This window comes from Sediminibacterium salmoneum NBRC 103935, assembly GCF_000511175.1.
In the GTDB taxonomy this organism is placed as follows: Bacteria; Bacteroidota; Bacteroidia; order Chitinophagales; family Chitinophagaceae; genus Sediminibacterium; species Sediminibacterium salmoneum.
The window spans coordinates 1115908-1134181 of record NZ_KI866530.1 but is presented as its reverse complement, the minus strand read 5'-3'; the positions used below and the strand labels follow the sequence as shown (position 1 = coordinate 1134181).

16 protein-coding genes and 1 other RNA gene are annotated in these 18274 nt (G+C 41.3%); 13 read left to right on the top strand and 4 right to left on the bottom strand.

Going from position 1 to position 18274, the window contains the following annotated elements; all coding sequences use genetic code 11:
* Positions 1-144 precede the first annotated feature (144 nt).
* Both purE and P767_RS0105415 read right to left on the bottom strand, forming a co-directional pair.
* The gene (gene purE / locus P767_RS0105420; RefSeq protein WP_026763713.1) at positions 145-663 is read right to left on the bottom strand and encodes a 5-(carboxyamino)imidazole ribonucleotide mutase; all 519 of its coding nucleotides are present in this window, start codon (positions 661-663) and stop codon (positions 145-147) included.
* Positions 664-673: 10 nt separating this feature from the next.
* Positions 674-1396 carry a pyridoxine 5'-phosphate synthase gene (locus tag P767_RS0105415; protein WP_026763712.1) on the bottom strand — a complete coding sequence of 241 codons (723 nt, stop codon included), beginning with the start codon at positions 1394-1396 and terminating at the stop codon, positions 674-676.
* 64 nt (positions 1397-1460) lie between these two features.
* On the opposite strand from P767_RS0105415, the gene P767_RS0105410 reads away from it, so the two are divergent.
* Both P767_RS0105410 and P767_RS0105405 read left to right on the top strand, forming a co-directional pair.
* Complete coding sequence (locus P767_RS0105410) at positions 1461-3299, top strand: UbiD family decarboxylase (RefSeq protein WP_026763711.1); 1839 nt, start codon at positions 1461-1463, stop codon at positions 3297-3299.
* A 51-nt stretch (positions 3300-3350) separates the two neighbouring features.
* Positions 3351-4556: an anhydro-N-acetylmuramic acid kinase gene (locus P767_RS0105405; RefSeq protein ID WP_026763710.1), complete on the top strand. Its 1206-nt coding sequence runs from the start codon at positions 3351-3353 to the stop codon at positions 4554-4556.
* 72 nt (positions 4557-4628) lie between these two features.
* Here the strand turns inward: P767_RS0105405 and P767_RS0105400 are convergent, their stop codons facing one another.
* Positions 4629-5066 carry a hypothetical protein gene (locus tag P767_RS0105400; protein WP_026763709.1) on the bottom strand — a complete coding sequence of 146 codons (438 nt, stop codon included), beginning with the start codon at positions 5064-5066 and terminating at the stop codon, positions 4629-4631.
* Positions 5067-5429: 363 nt separating this feature from the next.
* Between P767_RS0105400 and rpmB the strand changes: the two genes are divergently transcribed.
* The 5 genes from rpmB (at position 5430) to P767_RS0105375 (ending at position 7509) form a co-directional block, all read left to right on the top strand.
* A complete protein-coding gene (gene rpmB, locus P767_RS0105395) occupies positions 5430-5666 on the top strand; it encodes a 50S ribosomal protein L28 (protein WP_026751641.1) in 237 nt (78 codons plus the stop codon).
* A 25-nt stretch (positions 5667-5691) separates the two neighbouring features.
* A complete protein-coding gene (rpmG, locus tag P767_RS0105390; RefSeq protein WP_026763708.1) occupies positions 5692-5874 on the top strand; it encodes a 50S ribosomal protein L33 in 183 nt (60 codons plus the stop codon).
* 2 nt (positions 5875-5876) lie between these two features.
* Positions 5877-6050 carry a DUF4295 domain-containing protein gene (locus P767_RS17900; protein ID WP_071790317.1) on the top strand — a complete coding sequence of 58 codons (174 nt, stop codon included), beginning with the start codon at positions 5877-5879 and terminating at the stop codon, positions 6048-6050.
* 78 nt (positions 6051-6128) lie between these two features.
* Entirely contained in the window at positions 6129-7091 is a 963-nt protein-coding gene (gene ftsY / locus P767_RS0105380) for a signal recognition particle-docking protein FtsY (protein ID WP_026763707.1), read from the top strand.
* 7 nt (positions 7092-7098) lie between these two features.
* The gene (locus P767_RS0105375; protein ID WP_026763706.1) at positions 7099-7509 is read left to right on the top strand and encodes a hypothetical protein; all 411 of its coding nucleotides are present in this window, start codon (positions 7099-7101) and stop codon (positions 7507-7509) included.
* Positions 7510-7541: 32 nt separating this feature from the next.
* Here the strand turns inward: P767_RS0105375 and P767_RS0105370 are convergent, their stop codons facing one another.
* Complete coding sequence (locus tag P767_RS0105370) at positions 7542-8024, bottom strand: hypothetical protein (RefSeq protein ID WP_026763705.1); 483 nt, start codon at positions 8022-8024, stop codon at positions 7542-7544.
* Between the two features lie 103 nt (positions 8025-8127).
* On the opposite strand from P767_RS0105370, the gene P767_RS0105365 reads away from it, so the two are divergent.
* The 6 genes from P767_RS0105365 (at position 8128) to prfB (ending at position 18273) form a co-directional block, all read left to right on the top strand.
* On the top strand, positions 8128-9093 hold the full coding sequence (locus P767_RS0105365) for a polyprenyl synthetase family protein (RefSeq protein ID WP_026763704.1): 966 nt from the start codon (positions 8128-8130) through the stop codon (positions 9091-9093).
* A 31-nt stretch (positions 9094-9124) separates the two neighbouring features.
* On the top strand, positions 9125-10819 hold the full coding sequence (locus P767_RS0105360; RefSeq protein WP_026763703.1) for an amino acid permease: 1695 nt from the start codon (positions 9125-9127) through the stop codon (positions 10817-10819).
* Positions 10819-11847, top strand: coding sequence for a Smr/MutS family protein (locus P767_RS0105355; protein ID WP_026763702.1), 1029 nt, complete (start codon positions 10819-10821; stop codon positions 11845-11847). Before P767_RS0105360 ends, P767_RS0105355 begins: the two co-directional genes overlap by 1 nt.
* A gap of 114 nt (positions 11848-11961) precedes the next feature.
* An RNA gene (gene rnpB / locus P767_RS17825) (RNase P RNA component class A) lies at positions 11962-12326 on the top strand.
* A gap of 73 nt (positions 12327-12399) precedes the next feature.
* Positions 12400-17154: a T9SS type A sorting domain-containing protein gene (locus P767_RS0105345; protein ID WP_026763701.1), complete on the top strand. Its 4755-nt coding sequence runs from the start codon at positions 12400-12402 to the stop codon at positions 17152-17154.
* 29 nt (positions 17155-17183) lie between these two features.
* A protein-coding gene (gene prfB, locus P767_RS0105340; protein WP_216593209.1) for a peptide chain release factor 2 occupies positions 17184-18273 on the top strand; the annotation gives its coding sequence in 2 pieces (ribosomal slippage) (positions 17184-17243 and positions 17245-18273; 1089 coding nt in all).
* Position 18274 lies beyond the last annotated feature (1 nt).

The following is an 18274-nucleotide window of genomic DNA, read 5'->3' as shown; positions in this document are numbered from 1 at the left end:
ACTTGTTTGCCTAAGGGAGAAAATAAAAAAGCCTTCAACGCCGAAGGCGGTGAAGAGGCTTTGGGTAAGACCCACTCTTCGGTAATCAGCGAGCGAAGCGAGCTAATCCGTTCCGGTAATTTTACAATAATTGATGGGCAAATTTTATAAATCAAACTGATTCGGCCATTTAGCTTTCAGACCTGCCGCTTTTTCTTCAACAGCATGTTTCATATCGTTTTTATACTGAGCCATTTTCTCCGCAACACCAGCATCAAAAGCACCGATAATTTGTGCTGCAAGTAATCCTGCATTTTTAGCAGCATTCAATGCAACGGTTGCAACAGGCACCCCATTGGGCATTTGTAAAATGGATAAAACTGAATCCCAACCATCAATGGAGTTGGAAGATTTAATGGGCACACCAATTACTGGTAAAGTAGTAACAGCCGCAACCATACCCGGCAAGTGTGCAGCACCACCGGCACCTGCAATAATTACTTTCAGTCCTCTTTTTGCAGCAGATGATGCATAGTTCATCATTCTTTGCGGGGTTCTGTGTGCAGACACTATGGTTAATTCATACGTAATTCCCATTTCCTGTAACACTTGTGCGGCAGCTTCCATTACGGATAAATCACTGTCGCTTCCCATTATAATTCCTACCTGAGGTTGATTGTTCATGTTATAGTAATTAATGCGTTAATTGTCTTTTATAAATCTGAACGGTATTCTCCAGTCCTAAATAAATAGCATCGCATATGAGTGCATGCCCAATACTCACTTCGTCTAACCAGGGAATTTCTTTACTAAAATACCCCAGGTTAAATCTGTCTAAGTCGTGTCCTGCATTCAATCCCAGGCCTAAACGTCTGGCGGTTTCTGCTGCTGCAACAAAAGGTGCAATGGCAGCTTCTTTATTTCCGGCAGCAAAACCCACTGCAAAAGATTCTGTGTACAATTCTATTCTATCTGTGCCAGTAGTTGCTGCTGCTTCCACCATTTCTACAACAGGATCCACAAAAATGGAAACCCGTATACCCGCTGATTTAAAAACCCCAATAATAGATTGTAAATAAGATTGGTGTTCAATGGTATTCCAACCGTGGTTACTTGTTAGCTGTCCCAGTGCATCGGGAACCAGGGTTACCTGAGCGGGCCTGGTGGCAAGCACCAGTTCTACAAACTTTTGTTCGGTTGGATTCCCCTCAATATTAAATTCGGTTTTCAATACTTTTTTTAAATCATACACATCTTCATAACGAATATGTCTTTCGTCTGGTCTTGGGTGAACCGTAATGCCATCCGCGCCAAACTGCTCTATATCCAATGCTGACTGAATCAGGTTAGGGTTATTGCCTCCTCTGCTGTTTCTTAGTGTTGCCAGCTTATTGATGTTTACACTCAGCTTAGTCATGAAGCAAAATTACTTTAAACTATTCGCATATCAACTTTTTAGGCTTTAGCTTTGTTGATAGCATATGAATTATTCATCTTTAGAAGCCTGTTTAATTGACCTGGAGAAAAATGGTCACCTGGTTCGCGTAAAGGAAGAAGTTGACCCTTATCTGGAAATGGCGGCCATACATCTTAGGGTGTACGAAGCAAAAGGCCCTGCTATATTATTTGAAAATGTAAAAGGCTCCCGCTTCAGGGCAGCATCCAATATTTTTGGAACACTTGATCGTTCCAAGTTTATTTTTCGGAACACGATAGAAAGTGTACAAAAATTAATAGAGTTAAAGAACGATCCAATCAAAGCACTCAAATCACCCCTTCAAAATGCATCGGCGGGTCTCGCGGCTCTCAAAGCATTGCCCTTAAAGAACCCCTGGACCAAACCCGTGATGTATGAAGAAATCAATATCAGTGATCTTCCACTCATTCATCACTGGCCCATGGATGGGGGGGCATTTGTTACCTTACCTCAGGTATATACAGAAGATATTGATCAGCCTGGAATCATGAAAGCCAATCTGGGTATGTATCGTATTCAATTGACAGGCAATAATTATGCAAAAGACAAGGAAATCGGGTTGCATTATCAGTTGCACAGAGGCATTGGTGTTCACCAAACCAAAGCCAATGCAAAAGGAGAGCCCCTGAAAGTAAGTTGTTTTGTAGGAGGTCCTCCTTCTCACACTTTATCTGCAGTGATGCCATTGCCGGAAGGAATCAGTGAAATGACTTTTGCCGGAGTACTCGGCGGCCGCAGGTTCCGATATACCTATGAAGATGGTTTCTGCATCAGTACCGATGCAGATTTTGTAATCACAGGGGAGGTATATCCCGGAGAAAATAAACCGGAAGGACCTTTTGGAGACCATTTAGGCTACTATAGTTTACAGCACGATTTTCCTTTGATGCGTGTTCATAAAGTATATGCTAGAAAAAATGCCATCTGGCCATTCACGGTGGTAGGTCGTCCTCCCCAGGAAGACACCAGCTTTGGCGAACTGATTCATGAAATAACAGGGGCTGCAATCCCGCAGGAAATACCTGGCCTGAAAGAAGTGCATGCGGTGGACGCTGCAGGTGTGCACCCGCTATTGTTGGCAGTAGGAAGTGAAAGATATACTCCTTATACACCTGCCAAACAACCAGCAGAGCTGCTTACCATTGCCAACCATGTGTTGGGTACTGGTCAGCTTAGTTTAGCCAAATTCTTATTTATTGCGGCAGATGATACCAATCAATTAAGTACACATCCTGTTCAGCCTTTCCTGCACTATGTTCTGGAAAGACTCAACCTGCAAAGAGATGTACATTTTTATACCAATACTACCATTGATACCCTGGATTATTCCGGTACGGGATTGAATTCAGGAAGTAAAGTAGTATTTGCAGCATATGGCGAGCCCATCAGGGAACTGGCCACCGTAGTTCCATCGGTGTTGAATGAATTAACACAGTTTGAAAATCCCAGGATCGTAATGCCAGGGGTAATAGCCATCAAAACCAAGCCTTTTACCAATTATCAAACGGTAAAAGAAGAAATAAAAATGCTGAACTATCAACTGCATGATTCTGTGGATCAGCTAAAGGGCATTGCAATGATAGTGGTTTGTGATGATGCTGATTTTGTAGCAGCCAATATGCGCAATTATCTGTGGGTTACTTATACCCGTTGCAATCCTTCACACGATATTCATGGTATTAAAGAAAGTGTCATCAACAAGCATTGGGGTTGTGAAGGACCATTGGTTATAGATGCCCGAATAAAACCTCATCATGCGCCCCCTGTGGAAAAAGACCCGGCAGTAGAAAAACGGGTAGATCGTTTATTCGCCAAAGGTGGAAGCTTGCAGAATATTGCGTAAAAAGCCATTTTTCCTGCGGTTATTTGCGTATTTTAGGTAAAATTTTCGACCATGAACCAGTATATTGCTCAGTTAGCTAAGATGGGTGCTGCCCCAAAAAGAACCATCATTGGTTTAATGAGTGGTACTTCTCTGGACGGATTGGATATTGCAGTTTGCGATATTACTGGCAGTGGCATGGAAACAGAAGTAGCTGTAAAGCATTTCACCACCATTCCTTTTGATGAAACATTCAAATCGGCTATCAGGGAAATTTTTTCTAAAAAGACAATTGATTTTGAATTGCTATGTCTGTTAAATCCCTGGGTGGGTGAGCAGCATGCAGCCATGATATTAAAGGCATTAAAGGGTTGGGGGATTCAACCCGCCGAAATAGACATGATTGCCAGCCATGGGCAAACGGTCTACCATGCTCCCAAGCTTTTGCACGGCAAACCTCAATACGGCAATGCAACCCTTCAGATTGGAGACGGGGACCAGATTGCTGTAAAAACCGGAATCATCACGATGAGCGATTTCAGGCAGAAACATATTGCGGCAGGAGGCGAAGGCGCTCCATTGGCGGTTTACGGTGATTATTTCATTTTCAGTAAAAAGGGAGAAGACCGGATTATGCTGAATATCGGGGGAATTGCCAATTATACTTTTTTACCCGGCAGCCTGGATGCAGCTAAAATATTCAGTACCGATACCGGTCCAGGGAATACATTGATGGACCAGTTTGTACAGAAGTATTTTAATTGTGCCTATGATAAGGATGCAGCAATAGCTTTACAGGGTAAAGTAAATGATGCTTTATTAAATATATTATTGTCCGATCCGTTCTTTGCAGAGTCCTTCCCCAAAACCACGGGTCCTGAATTGTTTAATCTGGCTTATCTGGAAAAAGCCATTCAACGATCTGGCCAAGAAGGAATCAGTCATTACGATATTATGGCCACCTTAAACCGTTTAACCGCTTCCACGATTGTTACGGCAATAGAACGCGGGCAGGACTTGATTGGTCATAAGAATCTTGTTGTATATAGCAGCGGGGGAGGAATGCATAATCCTATGATCATGGATTATATCAAAGCCTCTCTACCTGATGCAGTATTTTATACAACGGATGCTTTGCATATTCATCCGGATGCCAAGGAAGCCGTTCTTTTTGCTGTACTGGCCAATGAAAATGTAGCAGGTGGCTCCGTATCCATCGGAGGAGGAAATGCAGGCATTCCATCTGTAACCATGGGCAAAATAAGCTTCCCCAAATAAAAAAGCTGCCCCATATCAGGAGCAGCTTCCATCAACCATATAACTAATAGAGAGCCATGAAGTAAGCGGAAACTATTTTCTGATATTTGTTAATATGCTTACATCGCCATAATCAGAAATAGCCAGTACCAGGTATTCTTTATCGGTAGTCATAGACACATAATAACTGGTTTCATTGTATTCGTTGGTAAATGCAATACACTCCTGTAAAGCATATTCAGGGAATGTATACTTGCTGGTAATGGTTTTTAATGCATTTTTAGGCAGTTTGTCAAAATCCTGGTAGCGGGTGGTACCAATTAAGTCCCCGTCTGTATTATAAAATACTTCTACTTTTTGTTCTTCTACCTGAACACTTGCTTTTTCAAATTTGGCAGCAGATTTCCATTGTACATTACTTACTTTACCCAAAAGGCTTTTTAAGTTTCCCTTGTCTGATTCCGGGTTAATTGGGTTGGCAAAACTGCTGGTGCTTACTAAGATGGCGGCTGCAAAAAGAATCTTTTTCATGTTTTTATATTTTGTTTGTTTTTTATTATTTACAAGTCAAAACTACTGGCTTGCATATATCAGACGAAGGCAATTGTGATAGGTTACATGGCCATATAGCCCTAATAGATGAATGGTAGGAGCGGCGGTCAGCAGAAATAGGGTATATTTGCTCAAATTCAATTCAGATAAGGGATTGGCGCGGATTGTTTAGGAAAAGTTAAGGGCTGTTTTCCTGTGATGAAAATTGTTAAAGTGTTTTTCACACTTGATAAATGGAGGCTTTTTTTAAAAAAAATGGAAAAAATACTTTGTTAGGTTTGTTAATTTGGTGAATTTTCCTACCTTTGCCGTCCGAAAAAATCGGAAAAAAACATTAGAGTCATGGCAAGAGTATGTCAGATAACCGGTAAAAAGCCAATAGTTGGTAACAGTGTTTCTCACTCAAACATTAAAACCAAGCGTCGTTTCTTACCTAATTTGCAAAAGAAGCGCTTCTTCTTTGCTGAAGAAGATCGTTGGGTAACGTTAAAAGTGTCTACAGACGCTTTAAGAACCATCAATAAGAATGGTTTAAGTACAGTAATTAAAGAAATGAGAGCCAACGGCGCTAAAATCTAACTAAACACAGTAAACTACCTATAAAATGGCAAAGAAAGGTAACAGGGTTCAAGTAATACTAGAGTGTACCGAGCACAAGACCAGCGGTCAGCCGGGTACCAGTCGCTATATTACTACCAAGAACAAGAAGAATACGCCTGAGCGTATTGAATTGAAGAAATTCAACCCAATTTTGAAAAAAGTAACCGTTCATAAAGAAATCAAATAATCATGGCTAAAGTAGCTTCCAAAAACGCGAAAGTAAAAGACTTAAAAGCAGCAGCTGAAGCAAAGAACTGGACCAAAGTTATTAAGGCCGTTCGTAGCCCTAAGACTGGTGCTTATACTTTCAAAGAGCAAATTATACACAAAGACAAAGTGAACGATTTTATCGCTAACAAGTAGTCTTTCGTTGTCAATAATGTTAAAGCTTCCTTCTTCATCGTCGGAGGCTTTTTTGTATTAAACCAATAAATATCGACCATGGGCTTTTTTGATAAATTATTCGGGAAAAAGGAAAAAGAGAGTCTGGATCAGGGTTTGCAAAAAACCAAGGAAGGATTCCTGTCTAAAATTACCAAAGCCATTGCAGGTAAAACCACGATTGATGACGAAGTGCTGGATAATCTGGAAGAAGCTTTAATTGGCGCCGATGTTGGTGTAGATACCACATTGCAGATCATTCGCAAAATTGAACAGAGGGTAAAAAATGATAAATATCTCAATACCAGCGAATTAAATACAATACTTCAAAAAGAAATTGCATCGGTTTTAGTAGATGCACCTTTGGATTCCTTACAGGGTTTCCAAATCCCCGAAGGGAAAAAACCATATATCATTCTGGTGGTGGGCGTTAACGGTGTTGGTAAAACTACAACGATTGGCAAGCTGGCATCCCGTTTTAAGGCTGCCGGTAATTCCGTTGTATTAGGGGCAGCGGACACTTTCAGAGCAGCAGCTGTGGATCAGTTGACCATCTGGAGCGAAAGAGTGGGAGTACCCATTGTGAAACAGGCAATGGGCTCAGACCCGAGTGCGGTGGCTTATGATACGGTAGCCAGCGCCGTAGCCAAAAACGCAGATATCGTAATTATTGATACAGCAGGCCGATTGCACAACAAAGCCCATCTGATGGATGAGCTGAATAAAATTAAAAGAGTCATTCAGAAAATTGTACCGGAAGGCCCCCACGAAGTATTGTTGGTGCTGGATGGATCAACCGGGCAGAATGCGGTTGAGCAGGCAAGGCATTTTACGGCTACAACCAATGTAAGTGCTTTGGCCATTACCAAACTGGATGGTACAGCTAAAGGTGGGGTTGTATTGGCCATTGCCAATCAATTCAACATTCCTGTAAAATATATAGGGGTAGGTGAAAAAGTAGAAGACCTGCTCATTTTTAATAAAGAAGCATTTGTAGATACTTTATTTTCAATTCAAAAATAAATAAGCAATGAAAAAGTTAGTACTGTTTTCAGCCATTTTACTGGCTTCTGTTATTCAAACCCAAGCACAGTTGGGAAATGTTTTAGACAAGGCAAAAGCGGTAGGTGCAGTTGCCGGATTCGATGTAAATAGTCTTTCCGGAGGTATCATGGGTAAATTAGGCCCTGCATTGGCACTAACAGGCGCGCAAAAGCCAAAAGTAGCGGAAGCGGTTACTGAATATCTGAAACAAAAAGCACAATTTATTGATAAGCAAAAAACCAATCCTGCAGAATATACGCAGCGTCAGTCTGGTATTTTCCAAGGTTTGAAATCTAAGTTGGCCGGAATATTGTTAAAGAATCAAATGAATAAATTCTTAGGGCTAAAGCCGGCTACCAATGATCCGGCCAACGTATTATCTCAATTGTTTTTTTAGTTGGGATTCAAAAAAATACGGTGTAAAAGGGTTTAAAATGTATAGCGTATTGCTAATCCACCCCATCCACCTTCAAAATAATTATATCCGATAAAGTTAAAGGAGGGCTGCCAGTCGAAACTTAGATTGAGCGGAGCTCCTTTAATTTTATAATCCAATCCCAATACACCATCTACACCAATAGCAATACCGTCTGCTCTGTTGGGGTATCTCGATTTCCAGTTGTCGCTCCATACACCAATATGGCCACCACCACCCACATACCATTGAAGACCTTCTGCACCTGCAATAGGGAAATGCAGTTCGTATAATCCGGTTAGTCTGAATCCATCATTTGAAATATAACCCAATCCTTCCAGTGCTCTTCCTTTTTGTGTGAAGTGTTTTACCGAAATAGCGCCGGGATACATTTTAACACCCAGTGCAGTTTGATAAGTGCTACCATTGTTTTGTGCGTGTACTAAACTTACTGTAAAGGCAAGCGCCAATACCATCATCAATTTTCTCATGTTCATTGTTTAGGATTATCCTTACAAAATCGTGCCAATCTGCAACTGAATGCTAAAAAAATTGTTAAGCTGCTGAATAGTTCCATCATTTTATAATTAGGTTTGTAGCATGTTTTCATTCAAAGATTTATCAGCAGCATTCAGTCAGCGATTTAATCAATCGCCGTTTCCTTCAACTCCTGCAACTCTTTATGAGCCCTGTAATTATTTTTTAACTATTGGAGGCAAAAGAATCCGCCCAATCCTGTGTTTAATGGGGAATGAATTGTTCGATGATATACATGAAGATGCTTACCATCTTGCCGCAGCGGTGGAACTGTTTCATAATTTCACATTGATCCATGATGATATCATGGATGCAGCTGCCCTTAGAAGAGGAATGGAAACCATTCATACCAAATACAATCAAAGCACTGCCATATTATCCGGAGATGTCATGATGATTGAATCTTATGAAGAATTGAACAAAATTAATGGCAGCTATCTGCAAAAAATTTTAAGGCTTTTTAATAAGACAGCAAAGGAAGTTTGTGAAGGGCAGCAATACGATATGGATTTTGAAAATCAGAATCAGGTTACCCTGGAAGCTTACATTGAAATGATTACGCTGAAGACTTCTGTATTACTCGCTGCCAGTTTGGAAATGGGGGCCATTATTGGTGGTGCAAGCGAAGGCAATTGCAAACATCTGTATGAATTCGGCAAAAATCTGGGGATTGCTTTTCAAATTCAGGACGATTACCTGGACGCATTCGGGGACCCTCAAAAATTTGGAAAAGAAGTAGGAGGAGATATCCGTCAGAATAAAAAAACATTTTTATTGTTGCATACCCTGGATGTTGCGCCTGAAGATCAGAGAAGAGAATTGTACAGTTTAATGCAGGGGCAGTCTGCCGACAAGGTTCAGAAAGTGCTGGCTATTTATAAAGCCTGCGGGGTGGATGCATGGGCCAATACCCTGAAAGAACAATATTTACAAAAGGCAATGGAACACCTGGAAGCCATTGCAGTAGTCTCTGCCAGAAAGAAACCGCTCAAGGAATTGGCAGACTTCCTGATTCAGAGAGACGTTTAATTTACTTATCTTCCTACCAAATTCATGTAGCATGTCATCTTTGTTTAGAAAGAAATCAATTGATATAATTACTGCAGACGCAGCAGCGGGTAAAACCGACGGTCATGGAACTGGATTAAAAAAAGTACTGGGCGTAAAGGACCTGACTTTTATGGGGATTGCAGCTGTAATTGGTGCAGGCATTTTCTCTACCATCGGTTCTGCTGCCTATAATGGAGGACCCGGGATTGCTTTTCTTTTTGTAATTACGGCTATAACCTGTGGATTCAGTGCACTTTGTTATGCAGAATTTGCCAGTAGAATTCCTATTTCTGGTAGTGCATATACGTATGCTTATGTTTCTTTTGGCGAACTGGTGGCATGGATTATTGGATGGGCTTTGATTTTGGAGTATGCTATTGGAAATATAGTAGTGGCCATTAGCTGGAGTGGATATTTCAACAATCTGCTGGAGGGATTTAATATCAGTTTGCCCGGATGGCTGGCTACCAATGCCAGTAATGCGCAACTCGGCTATGAGGAAGCAGTAAAAGCACTTGCAGCCGGGGAAGCCCCTGAAACAATGACCAAACATGCCAGACTGGGCTATGATGCCATTATGAATGCGCCCATGATAGGATCCTGGAAAGTGATTCTGAATGTGCCTGCTTTTTTTATTGTGATGATTATTACCGGGCTGGCTTATATAGGGATTAAAGAAAGCAAGAAGAGCACGAACCTGATGGTAATATTTAAACTGGCAGTAATCATTGGTATTATTGTTTTGGGATTTTTTTATGTGGATACAGACAACTGGACTCCTTTTTTACCCAATGGTTTCGGAGGTGTACTGGCAGGGGTATCAGCGGTATTCTATGCCTATATAGGGTTTGATGCCATTTCAACCACTGCGGAAGAGTGTAAGGACCCGCAGCGAGATTTACCCAAGGGGATGATTTATTCTTTATTAATCTGCACTGTTTTATACATCTTGGTTGCATTGGTGTTAACAGGCATGGTTCATTACAGTGAATTGAAAGTAGATGATCCGCTGGCCTATGTTTTTGATAAGCTGAACATGAACAAAATCGGATACATTATTTCAATTAGTGCTGTGGTTGCTACTACCAGTGTATTGCTGGTGTTTCAGATGGGGCAGCCCAGAATCTGGATGAGCATGAGCAGGGATGGATTATTACCCAAAAAATTTGCAGAAGTACACCCGAAATACCAGACTCCTGGATTCTCTACAATTCTTACTGGTTTAATTGTAGCTGTACCATCTTTGTTTATCAGCAGTGGTTTCATGACAGACTTAACCAGCATCGGTACCTTGTTTGCCTTTGTATTGGTATGTTTTGGTGTTTTGTTATTGCCCAAAATGAATGAAAATGTGGCCAGAAAAGGATTCAAATTGCCATATATTAATGGGAAGTTCATTATACCGGCACTGGTTCTTATTATGACCTGGTTTTCCAGAACCAGAATTAATGATGCTTTTGCCAATCTGGGTCACGAGGGTTTTCAGGAAGTGTTGTTTCTGGTTTTCATGCTGATTGCATTGGTAACTGCTTTTTTTAGTTTTAAACATGCTTTTTCTTTTATCCCTGTTGCAGGTGCATTGTGTTGTTTGTATCTGATGATTGAGATTCCCGCCATTAGCTGGTTATGGTTTTTTGGATGGATGTCTCTGGGATTGATTATTTATTTTTTATACGGTAAAAACAAGAGTAAACTGGCGAGCTGATGAAATACCAAGTTGGGGATGATATTTTAGTGTTGCATAGCAATGAAGAAGGTAAGGTAATTGAAATCATCAACGATAAAATGGTGATGATTGAAGTAAGGGGAGTGAAGTTTCCTGCCTATATGGACCAGATTGATTTTCCCTATTTTAAAAGATTTATGGAGAAGAAACTGATACCACAGAAGAAACTGGAACCTAAGGTATATGTAGATCAGATAGCAAAGGAAGCACCAAAGCCTAATCAGATAAAAGTATCTGAAGGTGTCTGGCTTTCTTTCATCCCAAAATTTGCCCTCGACGATTTTAATGATGAAGTTGTAGAATTATTGAAAATTCATCTGGTAAATAAAACCAATGATGGATTCAGATTTACTTATCAGCAATATTTTAATGGGGAGGAATATTTCAGTCTGGTAAATGAAATTCAGCCTTTTCATGACTTTTATCTGCACGATATTAAATTTGAGCAGGTAAATGATACCCCATCTTTCACCATCGATTTCAGTTTATTACCAGAGCAAAAAGGGAAGGCTGATCATTATGAAGTGCAATTGAAATTGAAACCCAAACAGGTTTTTCAAAAAATTGAGCAGCTGAAGGAAAACAATGAGCCCACTTTTTCCTATACTTTATTTACCCAATATCCCGATAAACAAGCAGAGTCCCTGCCACTTGACAGCCTTAAGGCAAAGGGATATAAAGTATATGATGCCGGAAAAATAAAGGAATACCTGCCTCCGGCAAGATCTGTTATTGATTTACATATTGAAAAACTAACTGACGAATACAGGCATCTGAGCAATTTTGAAATACTGTCCATACAGCTGGCTGAACTGGAAAAATGGGTGGATATTTCCATCAGTCACCGACAGCAGGAGTTGATTGTTATTCACGGTGTTGGTGTTGGCAAACTGAGGGAAGAGGTACACGATTACCTGAAAACCAAAAGAGAAGTCAAACATTTTGTAAACCAGTACGACCCCCGTTTTGGGTTTGGAGCTACCCAGGTTTTCTTTCATTATAAATAATCCGCGGGTATTGCGGTTAAATTTATACCAACCATTGGGTATTTTTTCAATGGAGCCCCCCTTAAAATGACCACTAAGACCACATTGGGATAGCATTACGTATCTTCGTAAGTACTATAAACCCGAGCCATCGCCCCGACTTGTCGGGGAGGAAAGTCCGGACAGTATAGAGCAACCCACCGGTTAAGCGCCGGCTTTCCGAGCAATTGGAAAAGAGAAAGTGCCACAGAAAATAACTACCGTTTTAAACGGAAAAGGTGAAAATGTGAGGTAAGAGCTCACGATAGCAGATGGTAACATAAGCTATGGGTAAACCTTGGGTACTGTAATGCCATGTATAGGATTGTTTGAGAGCTGCTCGTTCTCGATTTCTTAATTGAAACGCAATCCAGGGTAGGCAGCAAGATCGTAACAGCAATGTTGCGGCCAGATAAATGATGGAGTTGAAACAGAATCCGGCTTATGAGGTTTATAGTGTTTTTTATCCGCACCCTGTCATTGCTTTAAAAAGTGGTGAAACAATTTTTCTGTCCATAACCAGATATGAAGTTGATGAGTAAGACATGTAACTATTGTGTAAAAGGGTTTTTCAGTTTGTTGCTGCTATTGGTAACAAACTGGTTGGCTGCACAATGTGTATTTGTAAGCATCAGCGGACCTAAGTGTGCCGGTGAAGGAACCATCCTGGGTAATTTTAGCAGGAGTCCTTATCAGATAGAATGGATACTGAACGATTCTGTTATTCAAAAAACAAAAGCTACACTAAGTACCGTTTCAACAACGGTTGTTTCCGGTTCGGTCGGTAACAGAGCAAGGGTTTCCGGTACCCATGGAATTGCATTAGATAATAACGGTAATATTTATATATCCGACACCATCAATAACCGGATAGTTGCCTATAGTAGAAATACACCTGACGGGGTAACCATTGCAGGAGGTAACGGGGGAGGCAATATGCCCAATCAATTGAATAAGCCCGCAGGATTATTCATTGATGGATTTGGAAATTTATTTGTTACCGATCAGTACAACAACCGGGTTTTGCGTTTTGCTCCGGGATCGAGTAATGGATTTCTGGTTGCAGGAGGAAATGGAAAAGGTTCAGGACAGAATCAGTTGAGTGACCCACGTGATGTTTTCGTAGATGCGTTAGGATTTGTGTATATAGCAGATGCGGGCAACCACAGAATTCAGCGATGGGCACAGGGTGGGGCAACGGGACTTACCGTAGCGGGCGGATTGGGACCTGGTTCCGATTCCATGAGACTAAACAGTCCGCAGGGTGTTGCTGTAGATAAGGATTTCAATATTTATGTGGCTGATTCTGCCAATCATCGGGTACAAAAATTCAAATTGGGGAATTATGCGGGCAAAACAATAATGGGTCAATTAGGCAAGGGAACGGGTTATGGGTATTTGTTTCAGCCTGTTGATATTCTGGTAGATGCCTTTGAAGAAGTATATGTGCTGGAAGCTGGAAACAATCGTGTACATAAATTATACAATAACGGAATAGGAATGATTACCATTGCAGGAAGCGACAATGGTATTTCGGGTTCGGGAGACAATCAATTCAATTATCCAACCGGTATGGCATTTGACGCCTCGGGAAATTTATTTGTTTTAGATCAGCAAAATGGCAGGGTACAACAATACAGCGCCATTCCTATGAGCCCTGAATTCAGGCCCTATGAAGGTGGATTGTATTCTGCCAGGGTAACTTCTTTTAATGGCTGTGTGCAACAGTCTAATCTGATAAATGTGAATGCCCGACCTGCCATTAATGTAATAGGCAGAACGGCTATATGCGCAGGTGATGTTACTGAGATAAAATTAACAGGCAATACCAATTATACCTGGTTCCCTGCTACGGGTGTGAACAAAATTACAGATAGCACTTTTTTAATTAAGCCTGATTCAACTATGTTTTATGGAATCAATTCCGTATCGGACAGTGGTTGCGTTTCATACAGAGCACTTACGATCAATGTAGGAATCAGGTCTGTACCAGTAGTAACACCAACTCTTTGTTTATCACCGGATGCAACTAAAGTAACTACTACTATTTTAGGGGAAAGACCAGCGAGTCTTAATTATTTCAGAGGCAATGGAATAAAAGCGGGCAGCTTTTTCCCGGAATGGAGTAAGGCAGGAACGGTGTTTGCAGGTGGAAATGGAATTGGCAATGCCCCGGGACAATTGGGCTTGCCATTAGGTGCATTTGTAGATCAGAAAGGAAATGTGTATGTGGCTGATGCTGTAAACCATCGCATTCAGTTATGGAAGCCCGGTGAACTGGTTGGTACAACCATTGTTGGCGGAAATGGGGAAGGAAACGCGAATGATCAGTTGAATTATCCAACCGGCGTTTATGTGGATGCTGCAGGAAATATTTATGTAGCCGACCAGAACAATCACCGGATTCAATATTTCCCCAAAGGTTCAAAAACAGCAACAACAGTTGCCGGCGGATTAGGATTGGGTAACAGTACGTATCAGCTGAATTTTCCTGCCAGTGTTTTTGTAGATAACTATGGCAATTTATACATAGCTGACGCAGGGAATCACCGGGTACAAAAATGGTCGAACGGAGGTTCTATTGTAAAAACCGTTGCAGGTAACGGAACCCCCGGAAATGACAGCATCCGTTTAAATAATCCCCAGGCAGTCTTTGTAGATCAACGGAATAATTTATTCGTGGCCGATGCCGAGAATCATCGGATAATGTTTTATGATCAGACCAAACTTGCAGGAGCTGTTGCTGCGGGAAACAGGGGTGCAGGTACATTGCCTTTTCAGCTGAATTTCCCTTCGGGAATATTTGTGGATGGAAACAGCAATATGTTTATTGCAGATCGGGGAAATAACAGAATTCATCGTTGGGCATTGTATGATACTATTGGAACCACTGTTGCAGGTTTGGCAAACGGAAGTTCGGGGTCTGCTTTAGATCAGTTGCAATTACCTAATGCGGTTGGGTTTGATTTAAGCGGAAATATGTATGTGGCGGATAGCAGAAATTACCGTATTCAGAAATATGGAATTACAGCACAGGCTGATACAGTTCTGCAAACAAGACTCTCTGGTGCATACACAGTTTTATCGGCTTCTTTTTCAGGTTGTGTTACAGGTTCTGGAATAGCTAATGTGGTAGTAGCGCCTGATTTAGTAATTAAAAACGATACTACAACCATCTGTGAAACCGGTCAGGCTAATTTAATAGTTTCAGGAGGTAATAATTATCGCTGGTCACCTGCCGCAGGATTAAGCACTACTACAAGAGACACGGTTATTGCCAGGCCATCTGTAACAACCAAATATACAGTGGTGTCTTCCATTGGTAATGGTTGTAATTCAACAGCAGAAGTTGTTGTTACAGTCCGGAAAAAACCTGAAATCAGTATCATCAGTCCAACCTGTTTAAACAATGAACCCATGCGGATTCAGGCAAGCCCTTTTGCCAGAACTGTGTTATGGACTTTAAATAGCGATAGCTTAGCCAGAATTACTACTACTTATGCCAAAACTGCTGAGACAGTTGCCGGTAAACTTACCGGCGGAACTGATTCCACTCAGTTAGGCAGACCCAGTTTTGTATTTGTGGATGAGCAGAAAAATATTTTTGTATGTGATCAGTGGAATCATCGGATTCAAAAATGGGCGCCTGGAGCCAAAGCGGCTGTTACAGTTGCGGGTGGCAGAGGAGCAGGGAATCGCTTGAGTCAATTGAATAATCCTGCTGGTATTTTTGTTAGCGCTGATGGTCTCATTTATGTTGCAGACACCGATAATGATCGTGTGGTAGTTTGGAAAGAAGGAGATACTACCGGAAGAGTAGTTGCAGGTGGAAATGGAAGAGGCCTGAAAGCCAATCAGCTTTCTTATCCTACCAGTGTGTTTGTTGATGCCTATGGTGCAGTGTATGTAGCTGATGCCTTAAATGCCAGGGTGCAGTTATGGGTAAGGGGAAGTATTGCAGGTAAAACAGTTGCAGGAGGTAATTTCGCTGGTTCAGCAACCAATCAACTAAGTGTTCCTCTTGGCGTTTTTGTAGACCAACGTCAAAATATTTATATAGCCGATTCTCAAAATGACCGGATTGTTCGATGGAGAGCCGGTGAAGTTAGGGGAACAGTTGTTGCAGGTGGAAGAGGAAAGGGGAATGGGGCCAATCAGCTGGTAACTCCGCTTAATGTTTTTGTAGATGCCAATAACAGAATGATTATTGCAGAGGGAGGCACAGCTAACAGAATCAGAGGATGGCAATTGGGTATTGATACAGGAATTGTTATAGCTGGAGGCATCAATAATAAAGGCAATAGCCCCGAACAACTGGATGCGCCAGGCAATGCTTTTATAGATGTGGATGGTAATTTCTACATCTCAGATATGAATAATTTCCGAGTTCAGAAATATGCATCATTAGATACAAGTTTTGCCATCACTCCCAAAATCAAAGGTCAGTACAGAGCAGTAGTAACCAGTTATTTCGGCTGTACTACACAATCTAATGTATTTGCATTAGACAGCGGTTATGTTCCCCTTAAACCAACTGTTTTTGATATCCAGTATTGTTTAAATGAAACGCCAAGACCACTGGGGGCATTAGGAGACAGCTTGCTTTGGTACACAAGTGCAAATGGAGGTGTGGGATCGGCCACTGCTCCTGTACCTGTTACCAATGCCATCAGAACAACCAATTACTGGGTTTCCAGAGCCAATACGGCAACGGGTTGTCAGAGTGTCCGTCAGAAAGTGACAGTTTCAATCAAACCCTTGCCCGGGGCCTTAATAACCATTCAGGGCAAACAAAATATTCTTCCGGGAGATACCACCCGCTTAATAGCAACGGCTGATTCGGGAAAGGTAGTCAGTAAGATACTCTGGTACAGAAACGGCAATTTGTTGAATGCCATTCCGGATACAACCGATAAGCTATTTGTATTTTATTCTACCATTGGCAGGTACAATGTAGCTATAACAGATACAAATTTATGTACTTCTGTTTCTGATTCAGTTGATATCAGGGCCGATTTAACCACTGAACAAGAACTCTATTTTTTCCCGAATCCTGTTCAGAACAATGCTAAAATTATATTTACACCCTTACCCAATAACAGTACTTTTCTGAAAGTCATTTCCAATGCTGGTATAGTCATGATTAACAGGCGAATTATTACTGGCGGCTCAACAGGCAATTTTGTATATGATCTTGAACTGGCTCAGCTGCCAAAAGGCATCTACAATTTAGAACTGGTAACCGGTGCCGGAAGAATCATTGCAAGAAAACGATTTGTAAAACTCTAGTCCTCCCTGTTCTTTTGTATTTTTGAAGTATGACACAGGAGCAAGTTAAATTTATGAGGGACCGCGTTCAGGTTCTGAGGAGGTTTCTTTGACGTCGATAACCGACTATATAAGGTAGAAACAGACCGACAGCTTTCTTTATCACTTGGCTTCTGGGACGATAACGCCCGGGCAACTTCGGTGATGAAGGAAATTAAAGTGAATGAATATTGGCTGAAATTATTCAAACAGCTGGATAATGCTGTGGAAGATTTTGCCCTTTTATTCGATTTCTGGAAATCGGGGGATGCTTCCGAAGATGAAACCAAAATCGCTTACCAGGAAGCACTCACTAAAATAGAAGAAGCCGAATTTAAAAGCACATTGAATAAGCCCGAAGATGAATTGCCGGCGGTATTACAGATTAATCCGGGTGCGGGTGGTACAGAAAGCCAGGATTGGGCCGAAATGTTGCTGAGAATGTATAGAATGTATGGCGAAAAGCAAGGCTGGAAAGTAACCGAACTGGATTTTCAGGAAGGAGATGGGGCTGGAATAAAAAGTGCCACATTGCAATTTGATGGAGACTTTGCTTATGGTTTTTTAAAAGCGGAAAGTGGGGTACACAGACTGGTGAGAATTTCACCGTTTGACAGCAATGCCAGAAGGCATACTTCTTTTGCGTCGGTCTTTGTATATCCTTTAATTGATGATAGCATTGAAATTAATGTGAATGCAGGAGACCTGGAATGGGCTTTTTACCGAAGTGGTGGGAGTGGAGGTCAGAATGTAAACAAAGTAGAAACAGCAGTCAGGTTAAAGCATATTCCGAGTGGAATTATTGTAGAATGCCAGCAGGCGAGAACACAGGGAGAGAACCGTGAGCTGGCAATGAAAATGCTGAAGAGCCGCCTGTACGAAGAAGAGCTGAGGAAAAGACAGGAAGCAATTGACGCAACCAATGCGGGAAAGAAAAAAATTGAATGGGGCAGTCAGATACGTTCCTATATTTTTCATCCTTATAAAATGATCAAGGATCATCGTACAGATTATGAAGTAGGAAATATCGGGCCTGTAATGGATGGAGAAATTGATGGGTTTATTAAAGCCTACTTAATGATGCAACAAGAAAACAGTTAAT

Excerpts from the sequence above, each read along its gene's own strand:
- P767_RS0105370 (WP_026763705.1), bottom strand. The coding sequence starts at position 8,024 with ATGAACATGAGAAAATTGATGATGGTATTGGCGCTTGCCTTTACAGTA.
- P767_RS0105410 (WP_026763711.1), top strand. The coding sequence starts at position 1,461 with ATGAATTATTCATCTTTAGAAGCCTGTTTAATTGACCTGGAGAAAAAT.
- P767_RS0105415 (WP_026763712.1), bottom strand. The coding sequence starts at position 1,396 with ATGACTAAGCTGAGTGTAAACATCAATAAGCTGGCAACACTAAGAAAC.
- P767_RS0105375 (WP_026763706.1), top strand. The coding sequence starts at position 7,099 with ATGAAAAAGTTAGTACTGTTTTCAGCCATTTTACTGGCTTCTGTTATT.
- purE (WP_026763713.1), bottom strand. The coding sequence starts at position 663 with ATGAACAATCAACCTCAGGTAGGAATTATAATGGGAAGCGACAGTGAT.
- P767_RS0105405 (WP_026763710.1), top strand. The coding sequence starts at position 3,351 with ATGAACCAGTATATTGCTCAGTTAGCTAAGATGGGTGCTGCCCCAAAA.
- P767_RS0105400 (WP_026763709.1), bottom strand. The coding sequence starts at position 5,066 with ATGAAAAAGATTCTTTTTGCAGCCGCCATCTTAGTAAGCACCAGCAGT.
- P767_RS0105360 (WP_026763703.1), top strand. The coding sequence starts at position 9,125 with ATGTCATCTTTGTTTAGAAAGAAATCAATTGATATAATTACTGCAGAC.
- rpmG (WP_026763708.1), top strand. The coding sequence starts at position 5,692 with ATGGCAAAGAAAGGTAACAGGGTTCAAGTAATACTAGAGTGTACCGAG.
- P767_RS0105365 (WP_026763704.1), top strand. The coding sequence starts at position 8,128 with ATGTTTTCATTCAAAGATTTATCAGCAGCATTCAGTCAGCGATTTAAT.
- ftsY (WP_026763707.1), top strand. The coding sequence starts at position 6,129 with ATGGGCTTTTTTGATAAATTATTCGGGAAAAAGGAAAAAGAGAGTCTG.
- rpmB (WP_026751641.1), top strand. The coding sequence starts at position 5,430 with ATGGCAAGAGTATGTCAGATAACCGGTAAAAAGCCAATAGTTGGTAAC.
- P767_RS17900 (WP_071790317.1), top strand. The coding sequence starts at position 5,877 with ATGGCTAAAGTAGCTTCCAAAAACGCGAAAGTAAAAGACTTAAAAGCA.
- P767_RS0105345 (WP_026763701.1), top strand. The coding sequence starts at position 12,400 with ATGAGTAAGACATGTAACTATTGTGTAAAAGGGTTTTTCAGTTTGTTG.
- P767_RS0105355 (WP_026763702.1), top strand. The coding sequence starts at position 10,819 with ATGAAATACCAAGTTGGGGATGATATTTTAGTGTTGCATAGCAATGAA.